The sequence below is a fragment of the Deinococcus indicus genome, from assembly GCF_002198095.1.
In the GTDB taxonomy this organism is placed as follows: Bacteria; Deinococcota; Deinococci; order Deinococcales; family Deinococcaceae; genus Deinococcus; species Deinococcus caeni.
Map to the genome: position 1 here is coordinate 198,559 of NZ_NHMK01000030.1, position 26,823 is coordinate 225,381.

The window sequence follows — 26,823 nt, forward strand, 5'->3', positions numbered from 1 at the left end:
CGGGGACGGTGGCTGGCCTCGCGTTCCGGGTGGGTGGGGGGGCGTACCCTGGGCGGCATGAGCCCGGATGCCCTTTCCCCTGTTGCGAGTGACCTGCCGGCGGTGCTGGACCTGGGGTACTCGCTGTGCCCGAACGACACGTTCATCTTTCATGCGCTGCACGCGGGGCTGGTGCAGGGGCCGCTGCCAGTGCGCGAGGTGCTGGAGGACGTGCAGACCCTGAACGACTGGGCCACGCAGGGCCGCCTGCCCATGACGAAGATCAGTTACCGCGCGTACTTCGGCGTGATGGACCGGTACGTGGCGCTGCGCGCGGGCGGGGCGCTGGGCCGGGGGGTGGGGCCGCTGATCGTGACGCGCGGGGACGTGCAGGACCTGAACGGCCGCACGGTCGCCTCGCCGGGCGCGCTGACGACGGCGGAACTGCTGCTGCGGCTGGTCTTTCCGCAGGTGAACGTGATCCGCATGCGCTACGACGAGGTGATGCCCGCCGTGCAGCGCGGCGAGTTCGGGGGGCAGCCCGTCGACGCGGGCCTGATCATTCACGAGTCGCGCTTCACCTTCCACGAGTACGGGTTGACCCGCCTGCTGGATCTGGGGGCGTGGTGGGAGGAGGACACGGGCCTGCCGCTCCCGCTGGGCGCGATCCTGGTGCGCCGGGACCTGCCCCTGAGCGTGCAGCGCGACCTGAACGCGGCAGTGCGCGGCAGCCTGGAGTACGCGTACGCGCACCCGGAGGCGTCACGCGGGTACATCCGCGAGCACGCGCTGGAGATGTCGGACGAGGTCATGCAGGCGCACATCGACCTGTACGTGAATCCCTTCAGTCTGGACGTGGGCGAGGAGGGCGAGCGGGCCGTGCGGGAACTGCACCGCCGGGCCGTTCAGGTCGGGGCGGCGCCCGCCACCGACCAGAGCCTGTTCGTGCCGGTGACCTGATACGGACTCCGATTGAAATTGAATGGGCGGCAAAGCCCACTGGTTCCGAGCGAAGCGACTCGTAGAGCTGCCCCGCAGGGTGGAAACGGAATCCGTATGAGGAGGGGCGGGCGGATGGGAGGCTCCTGAAGCGTTCCTGAACGGGACCTTGGCCGGGCCGGAAGCAAGTTCTCAGATGGTGACGCGCGGCAGCTTTGGCGGGTGGCCGGGTGCGGATGCTTCAGTCCGGAGGATTCATCCCATGCGCCATACCCCCCTGTCCGTGTTCACGGCGGTCCTGTCGGCCGCCCTCGTTTCCGCGTCGCTGGCCCAGACGGCCCCGCCCACGCCCCGCCCCCTGCCGCCGGGCGAGCCGCCCGTGACGGTCACCGCGACCCGCAACGAACCCACCCCGCTGGAATTCACGGCGGACAAACTCTCGCTCCTGAAGGTCCCGGCCGGGTTCACGCTGAAGGTCATGGCGACCGGGCTGGGCAACGCCCGGATGCTGCATGTCATGCCGGACGGCGGGATTTACCTGTCGCGCCGCGCGCAGGGGGACGTGTGGTACCTGAAGGACACCGACCGTGACGGGCAGATCAGCGCTGCGGAGCGGCGTCAGGTGGCGCAGAACATGAAGCTGGCGCACGGCATGGACGTCAGGGACGGGAAGATGTACGTGGTGGGCGAGAAGACCATCTGGGTGATGGACATCGCCAGTGACGGCGGGCTGAGCGTGCCGCGCGTGTTCGCGGACGGCTTCCCGGACGCCGGGCAGCACCCGGCCCGCACCCTCAAGTGGGGTCCGGACGGGTACCTGTACGCCAGCTTCGGCTCCACGAACAACGACGCCCCCACCCCCAACCCGGAGGAGGCGACCATGCTGCGTATCAGCCCGGACGGCAAGACCCGCGAAGTATTCGCGCGGGGCCTGCGGCACACCATCGGCTTCGGGTGGCACCCGGTCAGCGGCGTGCTGTACGGCGCGGATCAGGGCAGCGACTGGCACGGCGATAACATCCCGCCCGAGGAACTGAACGTGATCGAACGCGGGAAGAACTACGGCTGGCCCTTCTGCTACGGCGACAGGCAGCCCGACCCGTACGTGAACGTGGGCAACATTCCCGGCAAGATCACCAAGGCCGAGTACTGCGCGGGCACGCAGGGCAGCGTCCTGAACTACACGGCGCACGCGGCGGCCATCGCCATGAACTACTACACCGGCACGCAGTTCCCGGCCGAGTACCGCAACGACGCGTTCATCGCGTTCCGTGGCTCCTGGAACCGCAGCGAACCCAGCGGGTACGAGATCGCGCGGGTGGTGTTCGACGCGCAGAACAGACCCGAGCGGATCGAGCCGTTCATCACGGGCTTCGTGTACCAGGACGGGGACGTCTGGAAGCAGTTCGGGCGGGTGGCGGGCGTCGCCACGTACACGGACGGCAGCCTGCTGTTCACGGACGACCAGAGCGGCGTCATCTACCGCGTGCTGTACACCGGGGGGAACTGACATGCAGCGCGTCTCGAGAAAGCGCACCCTGATCACGGCGGCCCTGCTGGGGGGCGCGGCGCTCGCTGGGATCGGACTGGCGGGCGGCGCGGGCATGTCCATGGCGGCCCCGGCCTCCACGCCGCTGAAGGCCACGGCGGCCCTGCGCGACCCGACCGGACAGGTGCTGGGCACCGCCACCTTCGCGCAGCAGGGCGGCGGGGTGCGCGTCAGCGTGACCGTCTCGGGCCTCACGCCCGGCCAGCACGGCATGCACGTCCATGAATTCGGGCGCTGCACGCCGGGCGTGGACCCCGCCACGAACACGGTCGTGGCGTTCGGTGGGGCCGGCGGTCACTTCGACCCCGGCATGAGCCGCAACCACGACGACCCGCAGGCGGACAACCACGCCGGGCACGGCGGGGACCTGCCCATGCTGACGGTCGGCGCGGACGGCACCGGGCGGGCGACCTTCACGACCGCCAAGGTCAGCCTGACCGGCATGAACGGCGTCCTGAACCGCTCGCTGGTCATTCACGCGCAACCCGACGACTACCGGAGCGACCCGTCCGGCATGACCGGCGCGCGCGAACGCTGCGGGATCATCACGCGCGACGGCTTCAGCGTGCGCGACTACCCGCTGCCCGGCCCGCAGGACTTCCCGGAGGGCGTGGCCGTGGACGCCGCCCGTGGCGTGGCCTACACCGGCAGCGCCGCGACCGGCACCATCTACGCCGTGAACCTGAACAGCGGGGCCGTGTCCACCTTCGCCGAGGGGGGCGGGCAGGGCCGCGCCTCCGCGCTGGGCCTGAAGGTGGACGCGCAGGGCCGCGTGTGGGCGGCGGGCGGCGCGAGCGGCACCGTCAGCGTCCTGCGGCCCGACGGGTTCCCGGTCGCGATCCTGAACACCCCCAAGTCCCCGAATGCGTACGTGAACGACCTGACGCCCGCCCCGGACGGGAACGTGTACGTCACGGACTCCACCCGGCCCGTGATCTTCCGGGTCACGCCGGACCTGAAGCTGAGCGCGTGGCTGGACCTGGGCGGCACGCCCATCCGCTACGCCCCGGGCATCAACCTGAACGGCATCGTCGCCACGCCGGACGGCCGGGCGCTGCTGACCGTGCAGCTCAACACCGGGGACCTGTGGCGCATCGACCTGCGTACGAAGGCCGTGCGGCGCGTCATGACCGGCCTGACGCGCGGCGACGGCCTGCTGCTCGACGGGCGCACGCTGTACGTGGTCCGCAACGCCGAGGGGGTCATCACGAAAGTCAACCTGAACGCCGACTGGACCGCCGGCCAGGTCGTGGCCGAGGAACCCCTGGCGGGCCTGCGCTTCCCCACCACCCTCGCGGCCATCGGCGGGGACCTGATCGTGCCGCAGGGCCAGCTCGACAAGTTGCAGGGCGGCACACCCGAAACGCCGTTCCGCCTGACCCGCTTCCGGAAGTTCTGATCCCCCGCCCGGCGGCGCCCCAGCGCTGCGCGGCCCGTCGCTCAGCCACCCCCACGGGCAACCCCCTCGTGGGGGTGGCTGAGGGACATGTCAGGCGCGGGGGCGGACGCTTGGGTTAGGCTGTGCGGGTGACGAAGCAAGGTGCGCCAGCCATCCCGGCCATTGAGGTCCGGGGGCTGTACAAGAAATACGGCCAGAACAGTGTCCTAGAGGACGTGTACCTGACCGTGAAGCCCGGTGAGGTGTACGCGCTGACCGGGCCGAACGGCGCGGGTAAGACCACCCTGATCCGGACCATGACCGGCCTTGCCTTCCCCACGGACGGCGAGGTCCGGCTGCTGGGCCGCGACGTGCATACCGACGGGCAGCGCGCCCGCGCCTACCTGGGGGCCGTGGTGGAGGCGCCCGCGAAGTTCTACCCGCAGTTCACGGGAACGCAGAACCTGCAGGTCCACGCGAACCTCTCGGCCATGGCGCCGGGAGGCCGCAAGATCAGCCGCGACCGCATCCGCGAGGTGCTGGCGCTGCTGGAACTGACCCGCATGGCCGACCGGCGCGTCGAGGAGTACTCGCTGGGGCAGCGGCAGCGGCTGGGCGTGGCGAGCGCCATGCTGGCCGAACCGAAGGTCCTGATTCTCGACGAACCCACCAGCGGCCTCGATCCGCTGGGGATCGGGTTGATCCACCGGATCGTGACCAGCCTCGCCACGAGCGGCTGCGCGGTGGTGCTCAGCACCCACCACCTGCGCGAGATCGCCACGTACGCGCACACGGTCGGCATCCTGACGGGCGGGCGGCTGGTGGACACCGTGGACCTGCGCGCCCGGCAGGCCGCGTACCGCTTCCGGGTGGACGACCCGGTCGGCGCGGCGGCCGTGCTTGAACGTCTGCCGTTCGTGCGCCGCGTCAGCACCCGCACGCCGTACGCCATCGCGCACCTGGGCGGCGAGTCCCGCGTGCCCGACGCGCTGTCGCACCTGAGTGCCGAGGGCATCCGGGTGTTCGAGGCCAGCCCGGACCACTTCGACCTGTACGAGTACTACCGTGAACGCGTGGAGCAAGCCTGATGACCCCTGATCCCCAAGACCGCAGCGGCCGGGTGAGCGCATGCTGACCCTGCTGTCCCTGGAGTACCGCAAACTGTTCGGAGCGCGCAGCGTGCGGCTGGCGCTGCTGGTGACGTTCCTGATGCCGCTGCTGTGGGCGTTCGCGCCGCGCCTGAGCGCCCTGATTCAGGTGAACCTCGTGAGCGGCTGGCAGCTGCCGGCCGTGAGTATCGGCGTGACCATCGGCTACCTGCTGCCGCTGTTCATCGCCGTGACCGTCGCCGAGATGATCGGCTCGGAAGTCTCGCAGGGCACGCTGGCCCCGCTGCTGCTGCGCCCGGTCGACCGCACCAAGGTCATTGCCAGCAAACTGATCACGGCGCTGTCCTATCCCTTCCTGCTGATCTTCTCGACCGTGCTGGGATCGCTGCTGGCCGGCATTCCGCTGGGCTTCGGGACGTTCACGGGCGGCACCGGACTGGGGCCGGGACTGTTCGTGGGTGTGGGGCAACTGACGAGCGACGCCGCCTTCGCCGAGGTGCTGCGCGGCTCGTTCCTGGCCGGCGTGGTCCTGATGCCCATCGCGGCGCTGTCGCTGCTGTTCGGGGTGCTGTACCTGAACACGGCCGCCGCCGCCCTGGCGACCTTCGCGGCCCTGATCGTCATGCGCCTGCTGGTGGTGCTGCCCGAGGCGATCCAGCGGATCCTGCTGACCAGCCAGCTGAACCTGTACGTGCAGCAGGGCGATATCGCGCAGCCGCTGGTGCTGCTGCTGATCTACACCGCCGGTTTCGGTCTGATGAGCATCTTCGCCTTCGACCGCCGCGACGTGTAATCTGCGCCCCCGCGCTCCTTCCCGACCGGCACACCGCGAGCGCGTGTGCCGGTTTCGCATTCCCGCTGGCGGCGCTCCACTCGCCACCGGGAGCGTCCAGGCGTTACCCTGGCAGGCATGACGGCTCCCCTCTCGTTGACTCCGGGCGGCAGCCTGTATGACCGGATCGGCCCGGACGCGCTGGCGGCGCTGGTGGACCGCTTCTACGCCCTGGTGGCACGTGACCCGCTGCTGAGTCCGATCTTCCCGGCGGACCTGACCCTGACGGCCGAGAAGCAGCTGGCCTTCCTGAGCGGGTTCCTGGGCGGGCCGCCGCTGTACCACGAGCGGTTCGGGCATCCGCGGCTGCGGGCGCGGCACCTGCCGTTTCCGATCACGCCGGAGCGGGCGCAGGCGTGGCTGGCGTGCATGAACGCGGCGCTGCGCGACACGCCGGGCGTCGCGCCGGACGACGCGCGGGAACTGTACGCGGCGCTGGCGCGCGTGGCGACGCACATGGTGAACGCGCCGTCCGGAGCGGCGCCGGCCGCCGGAGGCACACCGTGAGCGGGGCGGGAGTTGGACAACTCTTTGCAATTGACTAGCAGGGTGTCAGCGGGGTCAGGTGCGGCTTTCCTACACTGCTGAACATGACCCAGCCGCAACGCAGCATTGAGGACCTCCGCGCCGAGGTCGATCAGATCAACCGTGAACTTCTCGGTCTCCTGTCCCGCCGCGGCCACGTCGTCGCGCAGATCGGTCACGCCAAGACCCAGGAAGGCCGCCCCAACCACTACGACCCGGCCCGTGAGGACAAGCAGCTCAAGGAACTCGAGGGCCTGAACCAGGGACCGTTCACGGGCGCCGCCGTGAAGGCCATCTTCAAGGAGATCTTCAAGGCCAGCCTGGACCTTGAGGAGAGCAACGACAAGAAGCAGCTGCTCGTGTCCCGCAAGGTCAAGAGCGACGACACCGTGCTGGACATCGACGGGGTGCGCATCGGCGGGAACTCGCTGCCGACCATCATCGCCGGGCCGTGCTCCATCGAGAGCGAGGAGCAGATGGAGCAGACGGCCGCGTACCTGGCGGGCAAGGGCATCAAGATCCTGCGTGGCGGCGCGTACAAGCCCCGCACCAGCCCGTACGGCTTCCAGGGCATGGGCGTGGACGGCCTGATTCTCGGGAACCGCGTCGCCAAGGAACACGGCATGCTGTTCATCACGGAGGTCATGGACACCCGTGACGTGGAGATCGTCGCCGAGTACGCCGACATCCTGCAGGTCGGGGCGCGCAACATGCACAACTTCGCGCTGCTGCGCGAGGTGGGCCGCGCCCGCCGCCCGGTGCTGCTCAAGCGCGGCCTGAGCGCCACCATCGAGGAGTGGCTGTACGCCGCCGAGTACATCCTGTCGGAAGGGAACAACGAGGTCATCCTGTGCGAGCGCGGCATCCGCACGTACGAGAAGTGGACCCGCAACACCCTGGACCTGAGCGCCGTGGCGATCGCCAAGAAGGAAACGCACCTGCCGGTCATCGTGGACGTCACGCACGCCGCCGGGCGCCGCGACCTGCTGATTCCGCTGGCGAAGGCCGCGCTGGCCGTGGGCGCCGACGGCATTCACGTCGAGGTGCACCCCAGCCCCGCCACCGCCCTGAGCGACAACGAGCAGCAGCTGGACTTCGCCGGGTACGACCAGTTCAGCGAGGCGCTGGGCAGCATGCTGAAGGTGCCCGTCGGGGTCTGATCGCCCTTCTTTCAGCAGCAGAGGCCGGTTTCCCAGATGGGAGGCCGGCCTCTGCGTATGGGCTGCGCGCCGGGGTCAGCTGGGGGCGCTTTCGGCGGTGGGGGCGGGGGTGGGGTCGGCGGGGCCGGTCAGTGGGAAGGTGTGGAGTTCCTGCACCTCGCCCCGGTGTTCGCGGGTCAGGCTGAGCGCCTCGACCCGGAAGGACGTGACGGGCGGCGTCAGGTCGCGCACGGCGTCCCACAGCAGCGGTTCGGCCCACGGCAGGACGCCCAGCGCCAGGGTCAGGTGCGGGCGGTACTCGGGGCCGTCGTAGCGGGCGAGGCTGCTCGGGCCGATGGTCAGGGTGCGGTCGTGCAGGGCGCGCAGTTCGGGCGCCAGTTCGCATTCCAGGAAGATCACGCCGGTCACCTGTTTCCAGCCGCGGATCTGCACGTCGAAGGCGGTCTGGCCGCGCAGGACCGCGCGGCAGGCGTCCACGAGTTCCGTGCTGCTCAGGGGCGTCTGGAAGGGCGCGCGGACGTTCAGGTGCGGCAGGCCGAAGCCGCGCACGTTCAGGCGTTCCTGCAGTCGCCGCAGCCAGCTGTCGAGGGTTTCCGGGGGCCACGCCACGATGGAGTACAGCGGGGCGGGCGCCCCGGTCGGGGTGGGCGGCGTGGTCACGGCCGGACCGACCTTACCCGACCCGGTAACGGCAGCTGCCCTGCCCGCAGGCGATGCGGGTCTCGCGCGTGACGGGCACGCCCAGCAGGTCGCCGTACAGGGTGATCTCGGCGCTGCACAGCTGCGAGTACTGGCGGGCGACGGTCAGGTTCGGGCAGTTGTGCTGCGTGAAGGTCCAGTGGCCCTGCTCGTCCTGCACGGCGCTGGCGTCGAAGCCGTGTTCGTTCAGGCGGCGCACGAGGTTCTGCACGCGCTCCCCGAGGGGCAGGTCTGCGGGCAGTTCGCTGCGGAACCGGTCGGCGATCTCGGCGTTGCGGGCGTCGAGGACTTTCAGGAGCGCCTCGCCGCCGAACAGGCCCTCGATGTGCCGCAGGACGTCCACGCACAGGCTGGAGTACGTTTTCGGGAAGGCCGCCTCGCCCCGTTCGGTCAGGGCGTACACGTGCTGCGGGCGGCCGCGGCCGCCGGGCCGTTCGGTGCGGGCCTCGACCAGTCCCTGTTCCTGCAGGTCGCACAGGTGCCGGCGCGCGGCGGGCACGCTGATGTCCAGGCCCTGCGCGAGGTCCTGGGCGGTCTGCGCGCCGCGCCGTTTGACGAGTTCCAGCAGCCGGGTCTTGGTGCGTTCCGGCGCGGGGGTCTGCGGGACGGGGAGGGTCGCGGCGCTCATACGACGGTCAGCTGGTCGGGCAGGTCCGCCAGGGACTGCGCGAGCGAGCGGACGCTGACCTGCCCGGCGAGGTTGCGGGCGACCTGCGTGAGGGCCTGCGCGGCGGCCGACTGCGGGTGGGCCAGCACGGCGGGGGTGCCCCGGTCGCTGTCCTGGCGCACGTCGATGTCGATGGGCACCTCGCCCAGCTGCGGGTACTCCTCGCCGAGCCTGCGGCTGCCGCCCCGGCCGAACAGGTCGTAGGTGTGGCCGGTGTCGGGCGCCACGAAGTAACTCATGTTCTCCACGACGCCGAGGACCGGCACGCTGGCCTTGCGGAACATGTCGATGGCGCGGGCCGCGTCGATCAGCGCGACGTCCTGCGGGGTGGTGACGATCACGGCGCCCGTCACCTGGATGGTCTGCGTGAGCGACAGCTGCACGTCCCCGGTGCCGGGCGGCAGGTCCACGATCAGGTAGTCGAGTTCGCCCCAGGCGGCGTCTTTCAGGAACTGCTGCACGGCCGAGTGCAGCATCGGGCCGCGCCACACCAGCGCCTGCCCGGCCGGGGAGAGGTTGCCCATGGACACGAACTTCACGCCGTGCGCCTCGATGGGCTGCATCTTGCGTTCGGCGTTCGCGGTGACCTTGGCGCCGCCCTGGCCCATCATGTGCGCGACGCTGGGGCCGTACACGTCCGCGTCGAGCAGGCCCACGCGCGCGCCGTCACGGGCGAGGCTGGCGGCGACGTTCACGGCGACGCTGCTCTTGCCGACGCCGCCCTTGCCGCTGCCGATCAGCAGGACGTGCTTCACGCCGGGCAGGGCCGGCTGCGCGGGGGGGCGGACCATCGCGCCGAAGGTGACGTCCACGCGCGTGATGCCGGGCACGGCCAGGACGGCCTCGCGCACGTCTCCCTCGATCTTGCCTTTCAGGGGGCAGGCGGGCGTCGTGAGGTTCACCTTCACGCTGGCCACACCCGAATCCACGGTGGCCTGCTCGATCATGCCCAGGGAGACGAGATCACGGTGGAGTTCCGGATCGTTCACGGTACTCAGGGCGGCCATCACGGCTTCACGCATATCCCGCAATTAGTAGCGCATCCACCGGGGTAGGGCAAGCCACGCGGTCACAGTAGGACGCGGGCTGGCGTGCCTGCTGGCGTGCCGCGCGGCCTATACTGCACGGGATGAAGTCAATTGGCCCCTATGTGGCCGCGCGTGAACTTCCGGGCCGGACAGGCAGTCCGGTGCGGACGCTGCGCGCCACGGACCGCCTGACGGGCATGCCCGTGCTGCTGCACGTCCTGCCGCACCCGCCGGCGCTGCCTGATCTGCCGGACCATCCGAACGTGCTGCCGGTCGTGGACAGCGGCGTGGACGGCGACCACGGGTACCTCGTGACCGAGCTGCCGCTTCAGGCGCGCCCGGCGTCGGACGCGCTGCTCACGGCGCGCGGCGCACTCGGCGCCCTGGCGGCGCTGCACGGGCGCGGCGTCGTTCACGGCGGCCTGAGCCCCGCGCAGCTGTGGAGCGTGGACGGCCGGGTGCTGCTGACCGGCGCGGGCCTGCCGTGGGGCGGCGATCCGGGACCGGCGGACGACCTGTACGCCCTGGCGGTGATCCTCTCGGAGATGGGGCCGCTGCCGGCGGCGCTGCGCCCACTGGCCGAGCAGCCCGGCACCCTGAGCGCCGCGCAGGCCCTGAGCCGCCTGAACGCCACGCCCGGCACGCAGGCGCCGGTGCAGGAGCCGGTGGCCGTGCCGGTGCAGGTGCCAGTGCAGACGGCGGTGCAGACGCCAGTGCAGACGCAGGTGCAGGCCGCCCCCCCGCCACCGGCGGACCTGCCGCCGGAACTACCCCCTCCTCCGCTGCCGGCACCGGAAGCGTTCCCGGCAGTGGGGCCGTCGCCGCAGCCGGCCCCCGGCCTGGAGGCGACCGAGTGGCTGGGCAGCCCGGCCCCCTCCCCCACCGCCAGGGAGGCCGCGGCGGAACCCGATCTGCCGGACCCGCTGGCCGCCAGCACAGCCACGGAGGCAGCCGGGCCGGACGCCGGGGCCGCGCACGACGGCTCGCCCATCGTGCTGGGTGATCCGTCGCCGCCCACCCGTCCGCTCGCAGAGGGTGGTCCCATCCCGGCCGCAGAGGCGGGGGCCGCGCCGGAACCGGAGACGCCGCAGGAACGCCGCCGCCGCCAGAACGAGGAACGCCGCGCGCAGGCCATCCTGGACGCCCAGGCGGCCGCCGCGCGCCGCGCCGCGCAACGCCGCGACCGGCAGGAACCACCCGTTGCCGCCCGGACCGTCCGGATCGGTTTCGGCGCAGCGGACGGCGAGGACCTGCCCGCCTGGACGCCACCGGGCGAAGGCGCGCACGGCGAGGCGGCGCCGCGCCGCCTGAACCTGCGGGACGTGGAGCGCCTGCCGCCGGGCCTGCGGCGCGAGCCGCTGCCGGAACCCGAACCGGAACCCGCCCCGCGCCTGCCGGCCCGCCGCGCGCCGGGCGACCCGATCCGGATCGGCTGGGACGAGGACGACTCGTGGCGGGTGGTGCGGGAAGCGCCCGCATCCCCGCCCGCCCGGCGGCGCTGGCCGCGCTGGGCGCTGCTGGTCGCGGCGCTGGCCCTGCTGATCGGCGGGACGTGGTGGGCGCTGCGTGGTCCGGCGCGCGGGGACGCGGGCGCGGCCGCCCCGCCGGTCGCGGCGGATGCCGGTGCCGGCGCGGCGCCGTGCTGCCCGGTCGAACTGATCGTGCAGGGCGGCGGGAACGTCCGGCTGGCCCTGACCGTGCAGGACGCCCCGCCCGACGCGAACCTGACGCCGGGGCAGGAGTTCGGGACCGCGCCGGGGCGGGTACTGTTCCCGGTGCGCGGCACGTACCGCCTGAACGTCACGGCCAGCGGGTACGCGCCGGGCACCCTGAGCGTGACCGTGCCCCGCGAGACCCGCAAAGAGATCGTCCTGGGGGAATAGTCCGGGCGGGGCGCGCGCGGGCCGGGCGACCCGTCTGCTCCGGCGGGACGCCTGCGGGCCGGGCGCGTGACACAATCAGGGTGATGAGCGTTGTCATTCTGGATTTCGGCAGTCAATTCACGCGTCTGATCGCGCGGCGGTTCCGTGAACTCGGGGCGTACAGCGTGATCCTTCCCGGCAGCGCCCCCCTGGAGCGAATCCTGCAGGAGAACCCGCAGGGGATCGTGCTGTCCGGCGGCCCCAGCAGCGTGTACGACGAGAACGCCCCGAAACCCGCGTCGGGCGTGCTGGACCTGGACGTGCCGGTGCTGGGCGTGTGCTACGGCATGCAGTTCCTGGCGCAGCAGGCGGGCGGCGACGTGAAACGCGCCGGGAAACGCGAGTACGGCAAGGCCGACCTGACCGAGTACGGCGGGCAGCTGTTCGCCGGGATCCAGGGCGAGTTCGTCGCCTGGATGAGCCACAGCGACTCGGTCACGGCGCTGCCCGAGGGATACGAGGTCGTCGCGCAGACCGCCGACACGCCCGTCACGGCCATCGAGAACACGGTCACGCGCCGCTACGGCGTGCAGTTCCACCCGGAAGTCGTGCACACGCCCAAGGGCGGGCAGCTGCTGGGCAACTTCCTGGACATCTGCGGCGTCACGCGCGACTGGACGGCCGAGCACATCATCGACGAGCTGATCGCAGACGTGCAGGCACAGGTCGGGGACGGCCGGGTGCTGCTGGCGATCAGCGGGGGCGTGGACAGTTCCACGCTGGGCCTGCTGCTGGCCCGCGCGGTGGGCGAACGCCTGACCGCCGTGTTCATCGACCACGGCCTGCTGCGCCTCGGTGAGCGCGAGCAGGTCGAGGCGGCGCTGCGGCCCCTGGGCGTGAACCTGATCACCGTGGATGCCCGCGCCGAGTTCATGGCGGCGCTGAGCGGCGTCTCCGACCCCGAGCAGAAACGCAAGATCATCGGCCGCGAGTTCATCCGCGCCTTCGAACGTGAGGCCCGCACGCACGGCCCCTTCGACTTCCTGGCGCAGGGCACCCTGTACCCGGACGTGATCGAGTCCGCCGGGGGCGAGGGCGCCGCGAACATCAAGAGCCACCACAACGTGGGCGGCCTGCCCGACGACCTCGCCTTCAAGCTGGTCGAGCCGTTCCGCACGCTGTTCAAGGACGAGGTCCGCGAGATCGCGCGCCTGCTGGGCCTGCCGGACGCCGTGCGGATGCGCCACCCCTTCCCCGGACCGGGACTGGCGATCCGCTGCCTGGGCGCGATCAGCGAGGAGAAGCTGGACATCCTGCGCCGCGTGGACGACATCTTCATCAGCGGCCTGCGCGAATTCGGGCTGTACGACGGCTGCTCGCAGGCGCTGGCGATCCTCACGCCCATCCAGTCGGTCGGCGTGATGGGTGACGAACGCACGTACTCCTTCACGGCGGCGCTGCGGGCCGTCACGACCGACGACTTCATGACCGCCGAGTGGGCCCGCCTGCCCTACGACTTCCTGGCGACCATGAGCAACCGCATCGTGAACCAGGTCCACGAGATCAACCGCGTGGTGTACGACATCACGGGCAAACCCCCGGCGACCATCGAGTGGGAATGACCCGCTGAGGCGGCACAGGCAGGAGGCCCCCACCCGTATCAATGGTGGGGGCCTCCTGCTTGCCGGTACGTGCGTTACTTCTTCTTCAGCAGCGCCACGTACGCCTTCAGCCCGTCGGCCAGGCGGTCCTGCTTGAAGGGATTGAACTGGCCGGGCTGCCCGCCCTGTCCGTTCTGGTCGGGGCGGCCGGCACCCTGCCCGGCGGGGCGGTTCCCGCCGCCCTGGCCCTGGGCGTTCTGGCGCTGGCCGCGCTGCGTTTCGCGTTCCTTCTCGGCTTTCAGGAACAGGCCGTCCAGGGCCGTGAGTTGCTTGGCGGTCAGGATCCTGTCCTCGATCTGCGTGAGGTACTTTTTCGCGTCGTTGGGCTGCACGGCCGCCGCCTTCTGAAGGGTGGTCAGGATGGGCAGCAGTTGCGTGGCCTGCGACTTGCTCAGGGCAGTGGCCTTGTTCTTTTCGAGGTCCGGGAGCAGGCGCACGGTCTGCGCGAGGTCCGTGATGGGCTGCATGGCTTTCATGCGGGCCTGCATTTCCGGGGTCATCTGGCGCTGCGCGCTCTGCTGCGCCGAGGCGACACCGACGGTCAGAGCGGTCAGGGTGAGGGCGGCGGGGATGAGGCGGGCGGGAAGGGTCTTGTTCATGGTGGATCTCCTTGAGGGTTACTCGTAACGCAGGGAATCGACGGGGTCGAGGCGGGCGGCGCGGGCGGCCGGGTAGTACCCGAAGAACACGCCGACCAGCGCGCTGAACAGGAATGCGACGATCATGGGAGTCGGGCTGAACACCGGGGCGATTCCGGCGAGGTTCCCCAGGTACGCCACGCCCACGCCGAGCAGGATGCCGATCACGCCGCCGCTGATGGACAGCAGGCTGGCCTCGACCAGGAACTGCGTGAGGATGTCGCGGGGTTTGGCGCCCAGGGCCTTGCGGACGCCGATCTCGCGGGTGCGTTCCGTGACGGACACCAGCATGATGTTCATGATCCCGATGCCGCCGACCAGCAGGCTGATCCCGGCGATCGCGCCGACGAGCAGCGTCAGGGTGGACGTGACGCTGTTGAGGCTGGCGAGGCTGTCCGCCTGGTTCTGCACCTGGAAGTCCAGGTTGTCCGGGTCGGTCTGCTTGTGGCGGGTGCTGAGCAGTTCGGTCACGTCCGCCTGCAACGCGGTGAGGTCGTCGGCGCTGACCGCCTGGAGGTAGACGCTGCTGACGGTGGGTTCGCCGCCCGCGCTGTTGGTGCGCGCGAAGCGTTGCAGGTACGTGCCGAGCGGCACGAGCACCTGACTGTTCGCGTTCCCGAAGCCGCTGTTGCCCTTGTCGGGCAGCACGCCGGTCACGGTGAAGGACACGCTGCCCAGCCGGACCTTCTGCCCGATGGCCTGTTCGGGTGTCGCGTCCTCGCCCCACAGGTCGGTCAGGACCTGGTACCCGATCACGGCGACCCGTTTGCGGCTCCTGTTGTCGGCGTCCGTGAAGTAGGCACCGGCCTCGACGGGACTGTTGCGGACCGTCTCGTAGGCGGGCCAGGTGCCGAGCACGCTGGCCTGGGTGTTTGCGCTGCCGACCTTGGCCTGCACGGAGCTGTTCACGGTGGGCGCCACGCCGGCCACGCGGTCCGGGAAGGCGGCGGCCAGCGCCTCGGCGTCCTCGACGGTGATGGTCTGGCGGGGGCCACCCCGGACGAGGGTGCCGCCCCCGCCGCCACGGGCGCTCTGCACAGTCAGCAGGTTGGTGCCGAGGCTCTCGAGGTTCTTCGTGACGCCGGCGGTGCTGCCCTGTCCGATGGCGGTCAGGGCGACGACGGCGGCCACGCCGATGATCACGCCCAGCGCCGTGAGGACCGACCGCAGCGGCGTGCCGACGATGGCGCGCCACGCGATGGTGAACGCGCCGCCCAGGCCGATGCCGCCCCGCCGCACGGGCCGGGCGGCGCCGGGCGTGCTGACCGGGGCGGCCTTACCGGCCAGCTGATCGGGGGTGGCCTTCCCGGTCGGCTGATCGGCGGCCGTCACGGCTGTCCTCCGCTGGCGGCCGCGCCGGGCAGGTGGGGGGGCGCGTGGTGGGTCATGGAGGTGCGGGGGGTCTGGCGGCGGTCGGATTCGATCAATCCGTCGCGCACGCGGATGACCCGCTCGGCGTACGCGCCGATGTCGTCCTCGTGCGTGACGATCACGACGGTGGTGCCCTCGGCGTGCAGGGCGCCGAACAGGGCCATGACTTCCTCGCTGGTGCGGGTGTCGAGGTTCCCGGTGGGTTCGTCGGCCAGCAGCAGGCGCGGGCGGCCGGCCAGGGCGCGGGCGACCGCCACGCGCTGTTTCTGGCCGCCGCTGATCTGGCTGGGCAGGTTGCGGGCCTTGCTGGCCAGTCCCACGCGCCCCAGGACCTGCATGGCCCGCTCGCGGCGTTCGCGGGGCGGAATACCGGCGTACGTGAGGGGCACCTCGACGTTCTCGACGAGGCTCAGGCGGGGCAGCAGGTGGAACGCCTGGAACACGAAGCCGATGTCGCTGTTGCGGGCCTCGGCGCGTTCGTTCTCGCTGAGGGTGGTCACGTCCCGCCCGGCCAGCCGGTACGAGCCGCCGCTGGGCCGGTCGAGCAGCCCGATGATCTGCATCAGGGTGGTCTTGCCGCTGCCCGAGGGTCCCATCAGGGCGACCATCTCGCCCTGCGCGATCTGCACGCTGACGCCCTTGAGCGCCTCGAAGATCACGTCGCCCTGCTCGTACACCTTGCGCACGTCGCGGATGTCCACGACCGGCGCGGTCGCCTGGGCGTCCGGGTGGGCGCTCACGGTCTGCCTCCGCCCATGCCGGGGATCGGCAGTCCGCCCATGCCCGCGCCGCTCCGGCTGCCCTGTCCCTGCGTGCCGTCCTGGCGGGTGCGGCCAGCGGCGCTGCTGGCCGCTCCGGGCACCACGACCTCCTGGCCGCGTTCCAGGCCGCTGGTGACGACCGTGTTCGTGCCGTCGGTCGCGCCGGTCTCGACCCGCACCTGCTCGCCCTCAGCGTTCCCGGCGGCGCCCTCGGCGGCGGGCAGCTGCACGTAACTGCGGCCCCGCACGGTCTGGACGGCCCGGCTGGGCACGAGCAGGCCGGTTTCCTCGCTCTGGATGATCTCGGCCTCGGCGGTCATGCCGGCGCGCAGCTGGCCGTCGGGGTTGGGAAGCTGCACGGTGGCGGTGAACACGCTGATGCCGCTGCTCTGGGTCGCGCCGGGCGACACGCGCACGACCCGGCCCGTGAAGGTCTGCCCGTCGAAGGCGTCCAGGGTCACGTCGGCGCTCTGGCCGACCTTCACGCCGGCGATCTCGGTCTCGTCGATCTGCACGGGCAGGTTCAGGGTGGTGTCGTCCAGGACGGTCAGGATGGTCGCGCCGCTGTTCACGACCACGCCCTCGGTGGCGGTGACGGTGCTGACCACCCCGGTGATGGGGGCGTACACCTTCAGGTCCGCGCGGGCCTGCTGCGCGGCTTCCAGGCTGTCCTGCGCCTGCTGCACGGCAATCTGCTGGCTGCGCAGGTTCTGGGCGTCGCTGGCGCCGCCCGTCTCCGCCTGGGTCTGCGCGGCGCTCAGGCTGGCGCGGGCGCTGTCCACGGTCTGCTGCGCCTTCGTGACGGCCGACTGCGCGTCCGCCAGGGCCGAGGCGCTGAGCGCCCCGATGGCGGCCAGTTGCCGCTGGCCGTCCAGGGTGCGCTGGGCGTCCGCGAGGGTCTGCTGCGCCTGCGTGAGTGAATTCTGGGCGCTGGTGACGCTGCTCCGGCGCTGCGCGGCGCTGCTGGCCTGCGAGGCGCGCGTGGCGTCCAGTCCGGCGCGGGCCTTGTCGAGGTTCAGCTGCGCCGACGCCACGTTCTGCTCGACCGTGTCGCTGCTCAGGGTGGTGATCAGTTGCCCCTTCGTGACGCGCTCGCCGACCGCCGGGACCGCGCCGACCGTGGCGGTCAGGTCCGCGCCGACCGTGCGGGTCTGCGCGGCTTCCAGCGTGCCGGGACCGCTGACGGACACCCGGATCACGCCCTGCTGCGCGCGGGCGGTGGTGGTCGCCGCGACCGCCTGGGTGGGTTCGGCGCTGCGGGCGCGGTACGCGAGGGTCCCGCCGACCGCGCCGATCAGCAGCAGGCCGCCCACGATCCAGGGCCAGCGGGCGCGGCGGGCCGGGCGGTCGGCCGGTACGGTCACGGCGCTCACAACGTCCCGCCCAGGCCGGTCAGGTTCTGCCCGGCGGCGACGGACAGCGCCGCCAGCGCCTCGGTGACGTTGTTCTGCGCCTGCAGTCGGCTGAACTGCGCTTTTTTCAGGGTCAGCTGCGTGCCCTGCAACTCGACGGCGCTGATGGTGCCGCTTTTCAGGCGGGCGGCGTCCTGGGTGTAGGTCTTCTGCGCGGCGGCCTCGCGGCTCTGCGCGACGACCAGCAGTTCGGCGGCGTTCTGGGCGCCCTGGTAGGCGCTCGCCAGGGTCTGCTGGGCGTTCTTGCTGGCGGTGTCGGCGGCGCGCTGCGCGTTCGCCAGGGCGGTGCGGGCGTCCTGCAGGGTGCGGGCGGGCGTGAAGTCGTTGTCGGCGAGTTTCACGCTCAGCTGCGCGCTGCTCAGGTCGTTCGCGGCGCCCACGAGGCTGCTCAGGCCGCCCAGACCGTTCTGGAGGGCGCTCAGGGTGACGCTCAGTTTGGGGGCCGTGATGACGCTGCCGGCGCGCACGCCGCTGCCCAGGCCGGTCAGCGTGCCGAGTTTCGCGGCGGCGAGGTTCACCTGCGCGCGGGCGTCCGCCAGGGTCTGCTGGCTGCCGCTCAGGGTGTTCTGCGCGTTCTGCACGTCCAGGGCGGTGGCGTTCCCGATGCCCAGTTTCACCTGCGCGACCTGCGCGGCCTTCTGGTCCACCTGGGTCTGCAGGGTCTGGAGTTCCACGTTCTCCTGCGCCTCGAGCAGGGCGTTGTACGCGCCGATGGCGTTCTGGATCGCGGCGAGTTTCGCGGCCCGGACCTGCGCCTGGGCGAGCGTCTCGGCGTTCTTCGCGTTCAGTTTCCCGGCGACCAGCGTGGCGGGGTCGGCCTGCGCGACGCGATTGGCGGCCTGCGCCTTGGTCAGGTTCGCCTGGGCGGTGTTCACGTCGGCCCCGGCTTTCAGGGCGGCGGTGACGGCCGCGCCGCCACTGACGGCCTGCGTGCCCTGGGCGTGGGCGGCCGGGGCGGCGCTCAGCAGCGCGGCGCTCAGCAGGGACAGGCGGAGGTGGGGGGCGCGGGGGTGGGCGGGCGTGGGGGTGGGGTTCATCACTGGGGGCCTCCGGCGGCGTTGTCGAGTTGGATCAGGGTGATCTGGGCGTTCAGGCGGGCGGACAGCAGGTCACGTTGCGCCTGCGCGAGGGTCAGTTCGGCGCTCTGCACGTCGTCGGGCGTGGCGGTCCCGGCCTGCACGCGCGCCTGCGCGGTCAGGAGTTGCTGCTGCGCCACCTGCAGCTGGGTCTGGCGGGTCTGCGCGGCGCTCAGGGCCTGCTGCGCGGCCATGAAGCGGCTGCGGACGTCGAGTTCCACGTTCTGCTGCGCGACGGTCAGGGACAGCGCCGCCTGCGTCACGCCCGCCTGATCGGCGCTGAGGCCGGCCCGCTGCGCCGGGGAGTACACGACGTACGACCCGCTGAGGCTGGCGGTCAGGCGGCCGCCGCTGCCGCTGGCGCTGCTGCCGACCGGCACGCTGTACGCGCTGCTCAGGGTGCCCTGCTTCAGGTTCAGGCTGGCGCTGAGGGTTCCGGCGCTGCCGCCGCCGTAGCCGACGCTGGCGGTCAGGTCCGGCAGCGCCGAGTCGCGGGTGGCGCTGTCCAGGGTGTCCTGCGCGGCGGCCAGGGTGTTCTGCGCACTGATCACGTCGGCGCGGCCGCTGCGGGCGCGGGCGACCAGGGCGCCCAGGTCCGGCAGGGTCAGGTCCGCCGGGGCGGGCGCGCCGAAGGTCACGCGGCCCAGGCTGACGCCCAGCGCGGATTCCAGGGTGCGCTGCGCGGTGTCCAGGTTCCCCTGCGCCTGCGCGGCGGCGGACTGCGCGGCCTGCAGGGCGGCCTGGGCGCTCAGGACCGCCTCGGGCGCGGCGTTCCCGGCGGCCTCCTGCGCCTGCGCCACCTGCAACTGCCGGGCGCGCAGCGCGGTCGTCTGCGCGCCGATCTGCACGTCCTGCGCGGCCAGCACCGCGTCGAAGTACGCCTGCGTGACGTTCAGGCGGGCGCTGCGCTGCGCTTCGTGCAGGGTCGCGCCCGCCAGCGCGAGGCTGCGTTCCGAGGCCCGCAGGCTGCTCTGGCTGTTCGACCAGGGCAGCAGGCCCAGGCTGACGCTGACCCCGGCGTTCCCGCCGAGACTGGCGGCCTGGGTGGCCGCGCCGTCACTGGCGGTCCCGGCGGCGCTGGCGTAACTGGCGTTGCCGTTCACGCTGACGGTCAGGCCCAGGGCGCTGCGGGCCGCGTCGAGGTTCTGCTGCGCGACCTGCACGCTCAGGGCGGCGCGGGTCACGCTGGGCGCGCCGGCCAGCTGCGCGTACGCCTGCTCCAGCGTGTACATGGACGCCTGTGGCGCGCTGACCTGGGGAGCGGCCGGCGTGACGGGCGCGGTCTGCGCCAGCGCGGGACCGGACGCCATGACCAGCGCGGCGCTCAGGGCCAGGGCCAGCGGCAGGCCCCGGCGGGACGGATGGGCAGAGGGGAGCTTCATGTCCCGGAGTGTGGCGGCGGCCCGCGAAGACTCCGCGCAGCCTCCATGAAGATTTGTCGAAGACGCCTGCGCCGCGTCCCGCACAGCGTAAACCCCGCCGGACGCGCCCGGCGGCCCGGCGGACACTTCGCCTGACCTTCACGCAGCTCACCTACCATGCAGTCATGAGCGCCCTGATCCTGATCGTCGAGGACGAACCGCAACTGGCCGAGGTCCTGGAAGCCTACGCCCGCCAGGAAGGCTACCGCACCGAACGGGCCGCCGACGGGAACGCCGCCCTGCACGCCTTCCGCGCCCTGAACCCGGACCTGATCCTGCTGGACATCATGCTGCCCGGCCGCAGCGGCCTGGACGTGCTGCGCACCGTGCGCGGCGACGGCGCCACCCCCGTGATCCTGGTCACGGCCCGCGCCGAGGAGACCGACCAGATCGTGGGCCTGGAACTCGGCGCGGACGACTACGTCGTCAAACCGTTCCGCCCGCGCGAGGTCATGGCGCGCGTGCGGGCCGTGCTGCGCCGCGCCGGGGCCGCGCTGGAGGACACGGAACGCCCGGTGCGGGTCGGGCCGCTGGAGGTGGACCGCCGGGGCTTCGTGGCGCGCGTGCACGGCGAGCCGCTGAACCTCACGCCCGCCGAGTTCCGGCTGCTGTCGCAACTGGCCGAATCGCCGGGCCGGGCGTTCTCGCGCGAGGAACTGCTGTCGGCGGCCCTGCCGGACAGCGACGCGCTGGAACGCGTGGTGGACGCCCACCTCGCCAGTGTGCGCCGCAAACTGGACGCCGCGCAGGGCGGCGGCCTGCTGCACACCGTCCGGGGCGTCGGGTACCGGCTGGAGGCCAGCCCGTGAATCCGCCCGACCTCAGACGGATTCCGCTTGTTTCGCTGACAGATCATGACACTGCCGATCTGCCAGCTCCGTGCCCGGAACCCGGTTCTCTCCTGCTCTGCGGGGCAGCTCTCCGAGTCGCATCCGCTCGGACCCAGCGGGCTTTACAGCCCCTTCCATCGGAGTCCGTATGAAGCCGGCGCTGACACGGGCGCGGCAGCCTGGGTTCTGGAGCGTCAGCCGCCGGCCGCTGGCCGTCACGCTGCTGCTGGCGATGCTGCTGGTGGTGGGCGTGTCGGTGGGCAGCGTGCTGGTGTTCTCGAACCTCGTCGTGCAGCGGCAGGTGGACCGCCTGCCCGACGACATCAAGCTCGCCATGCGCGAGCGGCAGGCGGCGCTGCAACGCGGCGAGGTGATCACCCCCACCCCGCCTGTCCCGGAGATCCGCACCGGGATGGTCGTGGACCCCTTCCTGGAACCCGGCCAGAGCAGCCCGGACGTGGGCGGCGTGGTCGTGCTGCCCAGCGGCGAGCAGGCGCAGGTCGTGCAGGGCCGCCGCCCACGCGGCCTGCGCGCCGAACCCGGCCCGCGCGACGCGCCGCCCAACCGCACGCAGAACTTCGTGCGGGACGTGCAGCTCAGCCTCGTGCAGGTGGGCCTGCTCGCCACGGGCGCCGCCGCGCTGCTGGCGTGGCTGCTGGCCCGCCGGATCGCGCGGCCGATCTCGGCCGTCTCGCACGCGGCGGCGCAACTGGCCGGCGGCGACCTGGGCGCCCGCGCGCCCGTCCAGAGCGGCGAACGCGAGATGGCCGCCCTGGCGCAGAGTTTCAACGACATGGCCGAGAACCTCCAGGCGCTGGAACACGAACGGCAGCAGGCCGTCGCGGATATCGCGCACGAACTGCGCACGCCCATCGCAGTCATGCAGGCCCGCCTGGACGCCCTGGAGGACGGCGTGTACCCCCTGAACGCCGAGCAGATCGCGCTGCTCAGCACCCAGACGCAACTCCTGACCCGGCTGGTCGGGGACCTGCGGACCATCACGCTGGCCGAGGCCGGACGGCTCGCCCTGAACCCGCAGCCGCTGGACCTCGGCACGCTGGGCCGCGAGGTCGTGCGGGACCTGCAGGACCGCGCGGCGGCGCGCGGCGTGACGCTCAGCGTGCAGGCCGCGCAGACCCCGATCCGCGCGGACCCCGTGCGGGTGCGGCAGATCACCACCAACCTCGTGGACAACGCCCTGCGCCACGCCCGCAGCCGCGTGAGCGTGCAGGTGGAGACCGTGCAGGGCCGCGCGCTGCTGCACGTCGAGGACGACGGCCCCGGCGTCCCCGAGGACAGCCGCGAGGCGGTCTTCACGCGCTTTACCCGCCTGGACGGCAGCCGCACCCGCGACACCGGCGGCAGCGGCCTGGGCCTGGCGATCGTGCGCGCCCTGACCGACGCACACGGCGGCGAGGCGCACCTGTCGGGCAGCGCCAGCCTGGGCGGGGCGCGCTTCACGGTGGCGCTGCCCGCCGCCCGGACCTGATACGGACTCCGGCAGTCCGTCTGGGGGGTGGCGGGTGGGCCGCGCGGCGTGCTACCCCTGGGGGATGCCCTTCACATGGACGCCCGCGCGACGGACGGGACGGCTGATGCGGCCGTCTCTGGCGCGGCGGTCTGCGGCGTGGCTGCTGGCGGCGCTGCTGTGCGGCGCGCCGCCCCTCGCGGCGGCCGGGACGGTCCCGCCGGCCGGCGGCGCCGTGACGTCCCGCGCGCCGCAGTACGCGCAGCCGGACCCCCGGTCCAGGGTGCTGGTCGAGCTGCCGGTCGGGGCGGCCCTGACCGTGTACCGCTGCTTTCCCCGCTGGTGCGAGGTGCAGGCAGTCCGGCAGGGCGCGCGCGGCTGGGTGATCCGGTCCTCGATCAGCGTGCAGGGCGCGTGCGTGCAGCTCGTGCCGCTGGGCTTCAAGGACGTGCGCCGTCAGGAGGGCGGGTACCGGACCGAACTGGACCTGAACCGCAACGGCCGCGCCTGCGACCCGGACGACCTGCACGCCGAGAAGCTCCGCTCGGCCGCGCCGGCCCTCGCGCGCGGCGGGCGCAGCTGACCGACTCCTGCGCGCCTCTGGCGGCCGCCCCGCCGCGCTGCCCGGTCTGCGGTAAACTCTGAGGGTTGCCCCGCGCAGAACCGGCGGGTGAAGGAGTCGAAATGGGTCTTGCTATTGGAATTGTGGGTCTGCCGAACGTCGGGAAAAGCACGCTGTTCAACGCCATCACGCGCGCCGGGGCGCTCGCCGCGAACTACCCGTTCGCGACCATCGAACCGAACGTCGGCCGGGTCACGGTGCCCGACGACCGCCTCGCCGCGCTGAGCCGCGTGTTCACCAAGGGCGACCGCGTCCCACCGATCGTGCCGACCTTCGTGGAGTTCGTGGACATCGCCGGTCTGGTCAAGGGCGCCAGCCAGGGCGAAGGGCTGGGCAACCAGTTCCTGGCGAACATCCGCGAGGCGGACGCCATCGCGCACGTCGTCCGCTGCTTCGAGGACGGGAACGTCATTCACGTGGCGGGCCGCGTGGACCCCATCGACGACATCGAGACCATCAACACGGAACTGATCCTCGCGGACCTCGGCGGCCTGGAAAAACGCCTCCAGAACCTCCAGAAGAAGGCCAAGAGCAACGACAAGGACGCCAAGGAGCAGGCCGCGCTGGCCGAGCAGATCCTGGCCGTGCTGGGCCAGGGTAAACCTGCTCGCGCCGGCACGTACGACGCGCCCATCCCCAAGGAATTCGGGCTGATCACCACCAAACCCGTCATCTACGTCGCGAACGTCGGCGAGAACGACCTGACGCAGGACAACGAGTACGTGCAGAAGGTCCGCGAGTACGCCGCCGCCGAGGGCGCGCAGGTCGTGAAGATCAGCGCGCAGATCGAGGGGGAACTCGCCGAGATGCCCGAAGAGGACGCCCGCATGTTCCTCGACGAACTGGGCGTGCAGGAAAGCGGCCTGGACCAGCTCGTGAAGGTCGGGTACGAGACGCTGGGCCTGATGACCTTCATCACCAGCGGCGAGAAGGAAGTCCGCGCCTGGACCATCCGCCGCGGCGAGACGGCCCCCGAAGCGGCCGGCGAGATCCACAGCGACCTGCAACGCGGCTTCATCCGCGCCGAGGTCATCGAATGGGAAAAGATGGTCGAGGCTGGAGGCTGGACCGCCGCCAAGAGCAAGGGCTGGGTCCGCACCGAAGGCAAGGACTACGTCATGAAAGACGGCGACATCATGAACGTCCTGCACAACATGTAAAACCGACTCCGGTTGAATGGGTTGCAGAACCGTTCAATCAGAGCAGAGGAAGGTGGGGCACTCCGGTTCAGTCCGGGTGCCCCACCTTCCTCTGCTGGTTGTTCCTGCTCCCTGCTTCCCGCTTACTTGCCGACGCAGAAGTTGCGGAACACGGCGTCCACGATGTCTTCCTGCACGTCGCGGCCGGTCAGTTCGGCCAGGGCGCGCAGGGCCTCCTCGAGTTCGTAGCTGGCGAGGTCGTCGGGGGCGTGCGCGGCGGCCTGGATGTGGTTCAGGGCGCGGCGGGCGGCGTCGGCCTGCCGTTCGGTGGTCAGCCACGCCTCGCCGCGTGCGGCGTCGCCGAGCAGGGCGGCGCGGATGGATTCACGCAGGGCACCCAGGCCGTCGCCGGTGACGGCGCTGACGTTCAGGGCGCCGGGGTCGGTCCAGGCGGGGGGGAGGTCGGCCTTGGTGCGCACCCGGATGACGCGCGGGCCGCTGCCGAGGTCGAGGGTGGTGGGCAGGGGTTCGCGGGGGGCGCTGCCGTCCTCCAGGGCGAGGATCAGATCGGCGGCCCCGGCGAGGTTCAGGGCCTGCCGGACGCCGGCCGCCTCGATGGCGTCGGCGGTGTCGCGGATGCCGGCGGTATCGACGAGCGTGACGGGCACCCCGGCGAGTTCCAGGCCCGCCTCAAGGTAGTCGCGGGTGGTGCCGGCGACGGGCGTGACGATGCTGCGCTCGAAGCCCACCAGGGCGTTCAGGAGGCTGCTCTTGCCGGCGTTGGGGCGACCGATCAGGGCGAGTCGGGCGCCGCGCGTGGCGACCTGTCCGGCGCGGGCAGTGAGCAGCAGGTCGTTCAGGTCGTGCTCAGCGGCCGCCAGCGGCTGGGCGCGGTCCTCGTCGGGCACGCCTTCCTCGGGGTAGTCCAGCATGGCCTGGAGGGCCGCGAGGGTGCGGGTGACGTTCGCCGCGACCCGCTTGACCCGATCCGCCAGGGCGCCGGTCAGGCCCAGGGTGGCCTGCCGGCGGGCGGCATCGGTCTGCGCCTCGATCAGGTTCAGGACCGCCTCGGCCTGCGTGAGGTCCAGGCGGCCGCTGAGGTAGGCGCGCAGCGTGAACTCGCCGGGGCGGGCGGCGCGCGCGCCGAGTTCCAGGGTGCGGGCCAGCACGCGGGCCAGCACGGCGGGGCTGCCGTGCGTCTGGAATTCCGCGACGTCCTCGCCGGTGTAGCTGCGCGGCCCCTTGAAGATCAGGCACAGGCCCTCGTCGAGAATCTCGCCGGCCTCGCCGGTCAGGTGCCCGAACAGGAAACGGCCGCCGGGCGTGCGGGACGGGGCGCGCCGGCCCCGGAACAGGTCGTCCGCGACGCGCAGGGCGTCCGGGCCGCTGACGCGCACGATGCCCACGCCGGCGCTGCCGGGGGCGGTGGCGATGGCGGCGATGGTGTCCTGAAGTCCGGAGCGCGTCACGAGCGCAGGCTAGCACCCGGCCGGGCGCACGGGCGGGTGCGGGCCCGGTCTCATAGTCGCCCCTCATGCTGCGGCCCTAGGATGCGTGTCATGCGTTCAACCTCTGCTGCTGCCGCCCGCTCCGGGCGTCTCCCCCGCGCTGCGGGCACCCTGACCCTGCTGGGGGCGCTGCTGGCGCCGGTCGCCTCCGCGCAGACCGCCCCCCCCCAGACCGCTCCGGCCCAGACTGCTCCGGCCCAGACAAACCCCGCGCAAACCACGCCCGCCCAGGCCGCCCCCGCCAAGGGGAGCGTGTCGGCCGCGACCGACCGCGCCGTGAGCGCCCTGGCCATCGAGGTCAGCGGCGTCGCCAAGGGACGGATCGTGGGCTGCCCGGCCGCGCTGAAACTCAGCGCGAACGCCGTGTGCGTGTACTCGCAGTCGGCCGCCGGGACGCTGCGGCCGCTGGTCAAGGGGCGGCTGGGTGCGCGGGCGTCCGGCGACTGGAAGTCCAGCGGGAAGTCCAGCGTGCTGCTGGCCGCCCCGGCCGGCGGGAAAGCCAGCGCGTTCGTGCTGCTGAACCCCATGAGCGACACGGAAACACTGGTGGTCGTGGACACCCTGAAGGCCGCCCCGGCCCCGGCGGCCAGCGCCGCCCCGAAGGCCACCCCGCCGGCCGGCGTCGTGCGCGGCCAGCCGTACGTGCTGGGCAGCGATCTGGTGGGCGTCGTGAAGGTCACGTCGCTGGGCGGCGGCAAGTACCGCCTGAGCACCGACGACGACGGCCTGCTGACCGTCACGGTCGGCGCGAAGTCCGCGCAGGCGGCGGGCGGCGCGGTGGAACTGCCGCTGGCGCCCGCCACGGACGGCCGGAACCTGATCTTCCCGCTGGCGGGGCTGCGCGCGCTGGGCTGCACCGTCACCCCGGCCGGCAGCAACCTGACGGTCGCGTGCGGGCCGGACAGCGTGGGCCTGAAACCCATCGTGTTCTGATACGGACTCCTTCTGGGCACACTGCGCCCAGCGTGCAGCTGAACAGCGCGGGGCGTGGAGCGCCAGAAGGACGTTGAAGGGATCGGTCCGGCAGGAGCGGGGCAGGCGGGGCACACCCGGGCGGCCCCGCTCCTGCCTGCGTTCACGGCCGCTTCATGTCCGGCCTTTGCGGGCGCGGAGCGCAACCCGCCGGGGCGCAAAAGCGTAATGATGTGCGGCAGGCTCCGGATTCGCGTTCATCACCGGACTGTAGACC

Annotated in this window: 24 protein-coding genes; 14 read left to right on the forward strand and 10 right to left on the reverse strand. The window is 72.1% G+C overall.

The features are described 5' to 3' along the window. Positions 1-57 precede the first annotated feature (57 nt). From CBQ26_RS18130 to CBQ26_RS18160, 7 genes are all read left to right on the forward strand, one after another. A complete protein-coding gene (locus tag CBQ26_RS18130; protein ID WP_088250012.1) occupies positions 58-939 on the forward strand; it encodes a 1,4-dihydroxy-6-naphtoate synthase in 882 nt (293 codons plus the stop codon). 241 nt (positions 940-1,180) lie between these two features. Beyond that, positions 1,181-2,428, forward strand: a complete 1,248-nt coding sequence (locus tag CBQ26_RS18135) for a PQQ-dependent sugar dehydrogenase (protein ID WP_172418156.1) — start codon at positions 1,181-1,183, stop codon at positions 2,426-2,428. Position 2,429: 1 nt separating this feature from the next. Further along, positions 2,430-3,866: a superoxide dismutase family protein gene (locus tag CBQ26_RS18140; RefSeq protein ID WP_088250014.1), complete on the forward strand. Its 1,437-nt coding sequence runs from the start codon at positions 2,430-2,432 to the stop codon at positions 3,864-3,866. A 128-nt stretch (positions 3,867-3,994) separates the two neighbouring features. Continuing rightward, positions 3,995-4,933 (forward strand): ABC transporter ATP-binding protein, encoded by a 939-nt coding sequence (locus tag CBQ26_RS18145; RefSeq protein ID WP_078304964.1) that lies wholly within the window; start codon positions 3,995-3,997, stop codon positions 4,931-4,933. A 40-nt stretch (positions 4,934-4,973) separates the two neighbouring features. Beyond that, positions 4,974-5,747 (forward strand): ABC transporter permease, encoded by a 774-nt coding sequence (locus tag CBQ26_RS18150; RefSeq protein WP_088250015.1) that lies wholly within the window; start codon positions 4,974-4,976, stop codon positions 5,745-5,747. A gap of 117 nt (positions 5,748-5,864) precedes the next feature. Then, a complete protein-coding gene (locus tag CBQ26_RS18155) occupies positions 5,865-6,293 on the forward strand; it encodes a globin domain-containing protein (RefSeq protein ID WP_088250016.1) in 429 nt (142 codons plus the stop codon). Between the two features lie 83 nt (positions 6,294-6,376). Beyond that, a complete protein-coding gene (locus CBQ26_RS18160; RefSeq protein WP_088250017.1) occupies positions 6,377-7,471 on the forward strand; it encodes a bifunctional 3-deoxy-7-phosphoheptulonate synthase/chorismate mutase in 1,095 nt (364 codons plus the stop codon). A 75-nt stretch (positions 7,472-7,546) separates the two neighbouring features. On the opposite strand, the gene CBQ26_RS18165 is transcribed toward CBQ26_RS18160, so the two are convergent. The 3 genes from CBQ26_RS18165 to CBQ26_RS18175 are packed head-to-tail and all read right to left on the reverse strand — an operon-like array spanning position 7,547 to position 9,859. Continuing rightward, entirely contained in the window at positions 7,547-8,131 is a 585-nt protein-coding gene (locus CBQ26_RS18165; RefSeq protein ID WP_229843958.1) for a 2'-5' RNA ligase family protein, read from the reverse strand. A gap of 13 nt (positions 8,132-8,144) precedes the next feature. Continuing rightward, complete coding sequence (locus tag CBQ26_RS18170; protein ID WP_088250018.1) at positions 8,145-8,798, reverse strand: helix-turn-helix transcriptional regulator; 654 nt, start codon at positions 8,796-8,798, stop codon at positions 8,145-8,147. Next, positions 8,795-9,859 carry an Mrp/NBP35 family ATP-binding protein gene (locus tag CBQ26_RS18175; protein WP_088250019.1) on the reverse strand — a complete coding sequence of 355 codons (1,065 nt, stop codon included), beginning with the start codon at positions 9,857-9,859 and terminating at the stop codon, positions 8,795-8,797. Before CBQ26_RS18175 ends, CBQ26_RS18170 begins: the two co-directional genes overlap by 4 nt. Positions 9,860-9,966: 107 nt before the next feature. On the opposite strand from CBQ26_RS18175, the gene CBQ26_RS18180 reads away from it, so the two are divergent. Beyond that, positions 9,967-11,748 carry a hypothetical protein gene (locus tag CBQ26_RS18180; RefSeq protein ID WP_143342201.1) on the forward strand — a complete coding sequence of 594 codons (1,782 nt, stop codon included), beginning with the start codon at positions 9,967-9,969 and terminating at the stop codon, positions 11,746-11,748. An 83-nt stretch (positions 11,749-11,831) separates the two neighbouring features. Beyond that, the gene (guaA, locus tag CBQ26_RS18185; protein ID WP_088250021.1) at positions 11,832-13,349 is read left to right on the forward strand and encodes a glutamine-hydrolyzing GMP synthase; all 1,518 of its coding nucleotides are present in this window, start codon (positions 11,832-11,834) and stop codon (positions 13,347-13,349) included. 74 nt (positions 13,350-13,423) lie between these two features. On the opposite strand, the gene CBQ26_RS18190 is transcribed toward guaA, so the two are convergent. Genes CBQ26_RS18190 through CBQ26_RS18215 form a run of 6 tightly spaced genes read right to left on the reverse strand, consistent with a single transcriptional unit; the run spans position 13,424 to position 20,028 of the window. Further along, on the reverse strand, positions 13,424-13,987 hold the full coding sequence (locus tag CBQ26_RS18190; RefSeq protein WP_088250022.1) for a hypothetical protein: 564 nt from the start codon (positions 13,985-13,987) through the stop codon (positions 13,424-13,426). An 18-nt stretch (positions 13,988-14,005) separates the two neighbouring features. Then, positions 14,006-15,358, reverse strand: coding sequence for an ABC transporter permease (locus CBQ26_RS18195; protein WP_229843957.1), 1,353 nt, complete (start codon positions 15,356-15,358; stop codon positions 14,006-14,008). Next, positions 15,355-16,137, reverse strand: a complete 783-nt coding sequence (locus CBQ26_RS18200; protein ID WP_088250023.1) for an ABC transporter ATP-binding protein — start codon at positions 16,135-16,137, stop codon at positions 15,355-15,357. The genes CBQ26_RS18195 and CBQ26_RS18200 overlap by 4 nt, the downstream gene beginning before the upstream one ends. After that, positions 16,134-17,522 (reverse strand): efflux RND transporter periplasmic adaptor subunit, encoded by a 1,389-nt coding sequence (locus CBQ26_RS18205; RefSeq protein WP_244898083.1) that lies wholly within the window; start codon positions 17,520-17,522, stop codon positions 16,134-16,136. Before CBQ26_RS18205 ends, CBQ26_RS18200 begins: the two co-directional genes overlap by 4 nt. Positions 17,523-17,527: 5 nt before the next feature. Next, a complete protein-coding gene (locus CBQ26_RS18210; RefSeq protein WP_088250085.1) occupies positions 17,528-18,607 on the reverse strand; it encodes a TolC family protein in 1,080 nt (359 codons plus the stop codon). Beyond that, positions 18,607-20,028, reverse strand: coding sequence for a TolC family protein (locus CBQ26_RS18215; RefSeq protein ID WP_088250025.1), 1,422 nt, complete (start codon positions 20,026-20,028; stop codon positions 18,607-18,609). The genes CBQ26_RS18210 and CBQ26_RS18215 overlap by 1 nt, the downstream gene beginning before the upstream one ends. A 164-nt stretch (positions 20,029-20,192) precedes the next feature. Between CBQ26_RS18215 and CBQ26_RS18220 the strand changes: the two genes are divergently transcribed. The 4 genes from CBQ26_RS18220 (at position 20,193) to ychF (ending at position 24,147) form a co-directional block, all read left to right on the forward strand. Further along, complete coding sequence (locus CBQ26_RS18220) at positions 20,193-20,876, forward strand: response regulator transcription factor (RefSeq protein WP_088250026.1); 684 nt, start codon at positions 20,193-20,195, stop codon at positions 20,874-20,876. A 169-nt stretch (positions 20,877-21,045) separates the two neighbouring features. Next, positions 21,046-22,386, forward strand: coding sequence for a sensor histidine kinase (locus CBQ26_RS18225; RefSeq protein ID WP_244898084.1), 1,341 nt, complete (start codon positions 21,046-21,048; stop codon positions 22,384-22,386). Between the two features lie 106 nt (positions 22,387-22,492). Continuing rightward, positions 22,493-22,948 (forward strand): SH3 domain-containing protein, encoded by a 456-nt coding sequence (locus tag CBQ26_RS18230; protein WP_172418157.1) that lies wholly within the window; start codon positions 22,493-22,495, stop codon positions 22,946-22,948. A 101-nt stretch (positions 22,949-23,049) separates the two neighbouring features. Then, complete coding sequence (gene ychF, locus CBQ26_RS18235; RefSeq protein WP_088250028.1) at positions 23,050-24,147, forward strand: redox-regulated ATPase YchF; 1,098 nt, start codon at positions 23,050-23,052, stop codon at positions 24,145-24,147. A gap of 122 nt (positions 24,148-24,269) precedes the next feature. Here the strand turns inward: ychF and mnmE are convergent, their stop codons facing one another. Continuing rightward, on the reverse strand, positions 24,270-25,595 hold the full coding sequence (gene mnmE, locus CBQ26_RS18240) for a tRNA uridine-5-carboxymethylaminomethyl(34) synthesis GTPase MnmE (protein ID WP_088250029.1): 1,326 nt from the start codon (positions 25,593-25,595) through the stop codon (positions 24,270-24,272). Between the two features lie 90 nt (positions 25,596-25,685). On the opposite strand from mnmE, the gene CBQ26_RS18245 reads away from it, so the two are divergent. Then, complete coding sequence (locus CBQ26_RS18245) at positions 25,686-26,567, forward strand: hypothetical protein (protein ID WP_244898085.1); 882 nt, start codon at positions 25,686-25,688, stop codon at positions 26,565-26,567. Positions 26,568-26,823: the final 256 nt, after the last annotated feature.

Coding starts and splice junctions, on each gene's coding strand:
- CBQ26_RS18130 (WP_088250012.1), top strand. CDS start 58: ATGAGCCCGGATGCCCTTTCCCCTGTTGCGAGTGACCTGCCGGCGGTG.
- CBQ26_RS18135 (WP_172418156.1), top strand. CDS start 1,181: ATGCGCCATACCCCCCTGTCCGTGTTCACGGCGGTCCTGTCGGCCGCC.
- CBQ26_RS18140 (WP_088250014.1), top strand. CDS start 2,430: ATGCAGCGCGTCTCGAGAAAGCGCACCCTGATCACGGCGGCCCTGCTG.
- CBQ26_RS18150 (WP_088250015.1), top strand. CDS start 4,974: ATGCTGACCCTGCTGTCCCTGGAGTACCGCAAACTGTTCGGAGCGCGC.
- CBQ26_RS18155 (WP_088250016.1), top strand. CDS start 5,865: ATGACGGCTCCCCTCTCGTTGACTCCGGGCGGCAGCCTGTATGACCGG.
- CBQ26_RS18160 (WP_088250017.1), top strand. CDS start 6,377: ATGACCCAGCCGCAACGCAGCATTGAGGACCTCCGCGCCGAGGTCGAT.
- CBQ26_RS18170 (WP_088250018.1), bottom strand. CDS start 8,798: ATGAGCGCCGCGACCCTCCCCGTCCCGCAGACCCCCGCGCCGGAACGC.
- CBQ26_RS18175 (WP_088250019.1), bottom strand. CDS start 9,859: ATGCGTGAAGCCGTGATGGCCGCCCTGAGTACCGTGAACGATCCGGAA.
- CBQ26_RS18180 (WP_143342201.1), top strand. CDS start 9,967: ATGAAGTCAATTGGCCCCTATGTGGCCGCGCGTGAACTTCCGGGCCGG.
- guaA (WP_088250021.1), top strand. CDS start 11,832: ATGAGCGTTGTCATTCTGGATTTCGGCAGTCAATTCACGCGTCTGATC.
- CBQ26_RS18190 (WP_088250022.1), bottom strand. CDS start 13,987: ATGAACAAGACCCTTCCCGCCCGCCTCATCCCCGCCGCCCTCACCCTG.
- CBQ26_RS18210 (WP_088250085.1), bottom strand. CDS start 18,607: ATGAACCCCACCCCCACGCCCGCCCACCCCCGCGCCCCCCACCTCCGC.
- CBQ26_RS18215 (WP_088250025.1), bottom strand. CDS start 20,028: ATGAAGCTCCCCTCTGCCCATCCGTCCCGCCGGGGCCTGCCGCTGGCC.
- CBQ26_RS18220 (WP_088250026.1), top strand. CDS start 20,193: ATGAGCGCCCTGATCCTGATCGTCGAGGACGAACCGCAACTGGCCGAG.
- CBQ26_RS18225 (WP_244898084.1), top strand. CDS start 21,046: ATGAAGCCGGCGCTGACACGGGCGCGGCAGCCTGGGTTCTGGAGCGTC.
- CBQ26_RS18230 (WP_172418157.1), top strand. CDS start 22,493: ATGCGGCCGTCTCTGGCGCGGCGGTCTGCGGCGTGGCTGCTGGCGGCG.
- ychF (WP_088250028.1), top strand. CDS start 23,050: ATGGGTCTTGCTATTGGAATTGTGGGTCTGCCGAACGTCGGGAAAAGC.
- CBQ26_RS18245 (WP_244898085.1), top strand. CDS start 25,686: ATGCGTTCAACCTCTGCTGCTGCCGCCCGCTCCGGGCGTCTCCCCCGC.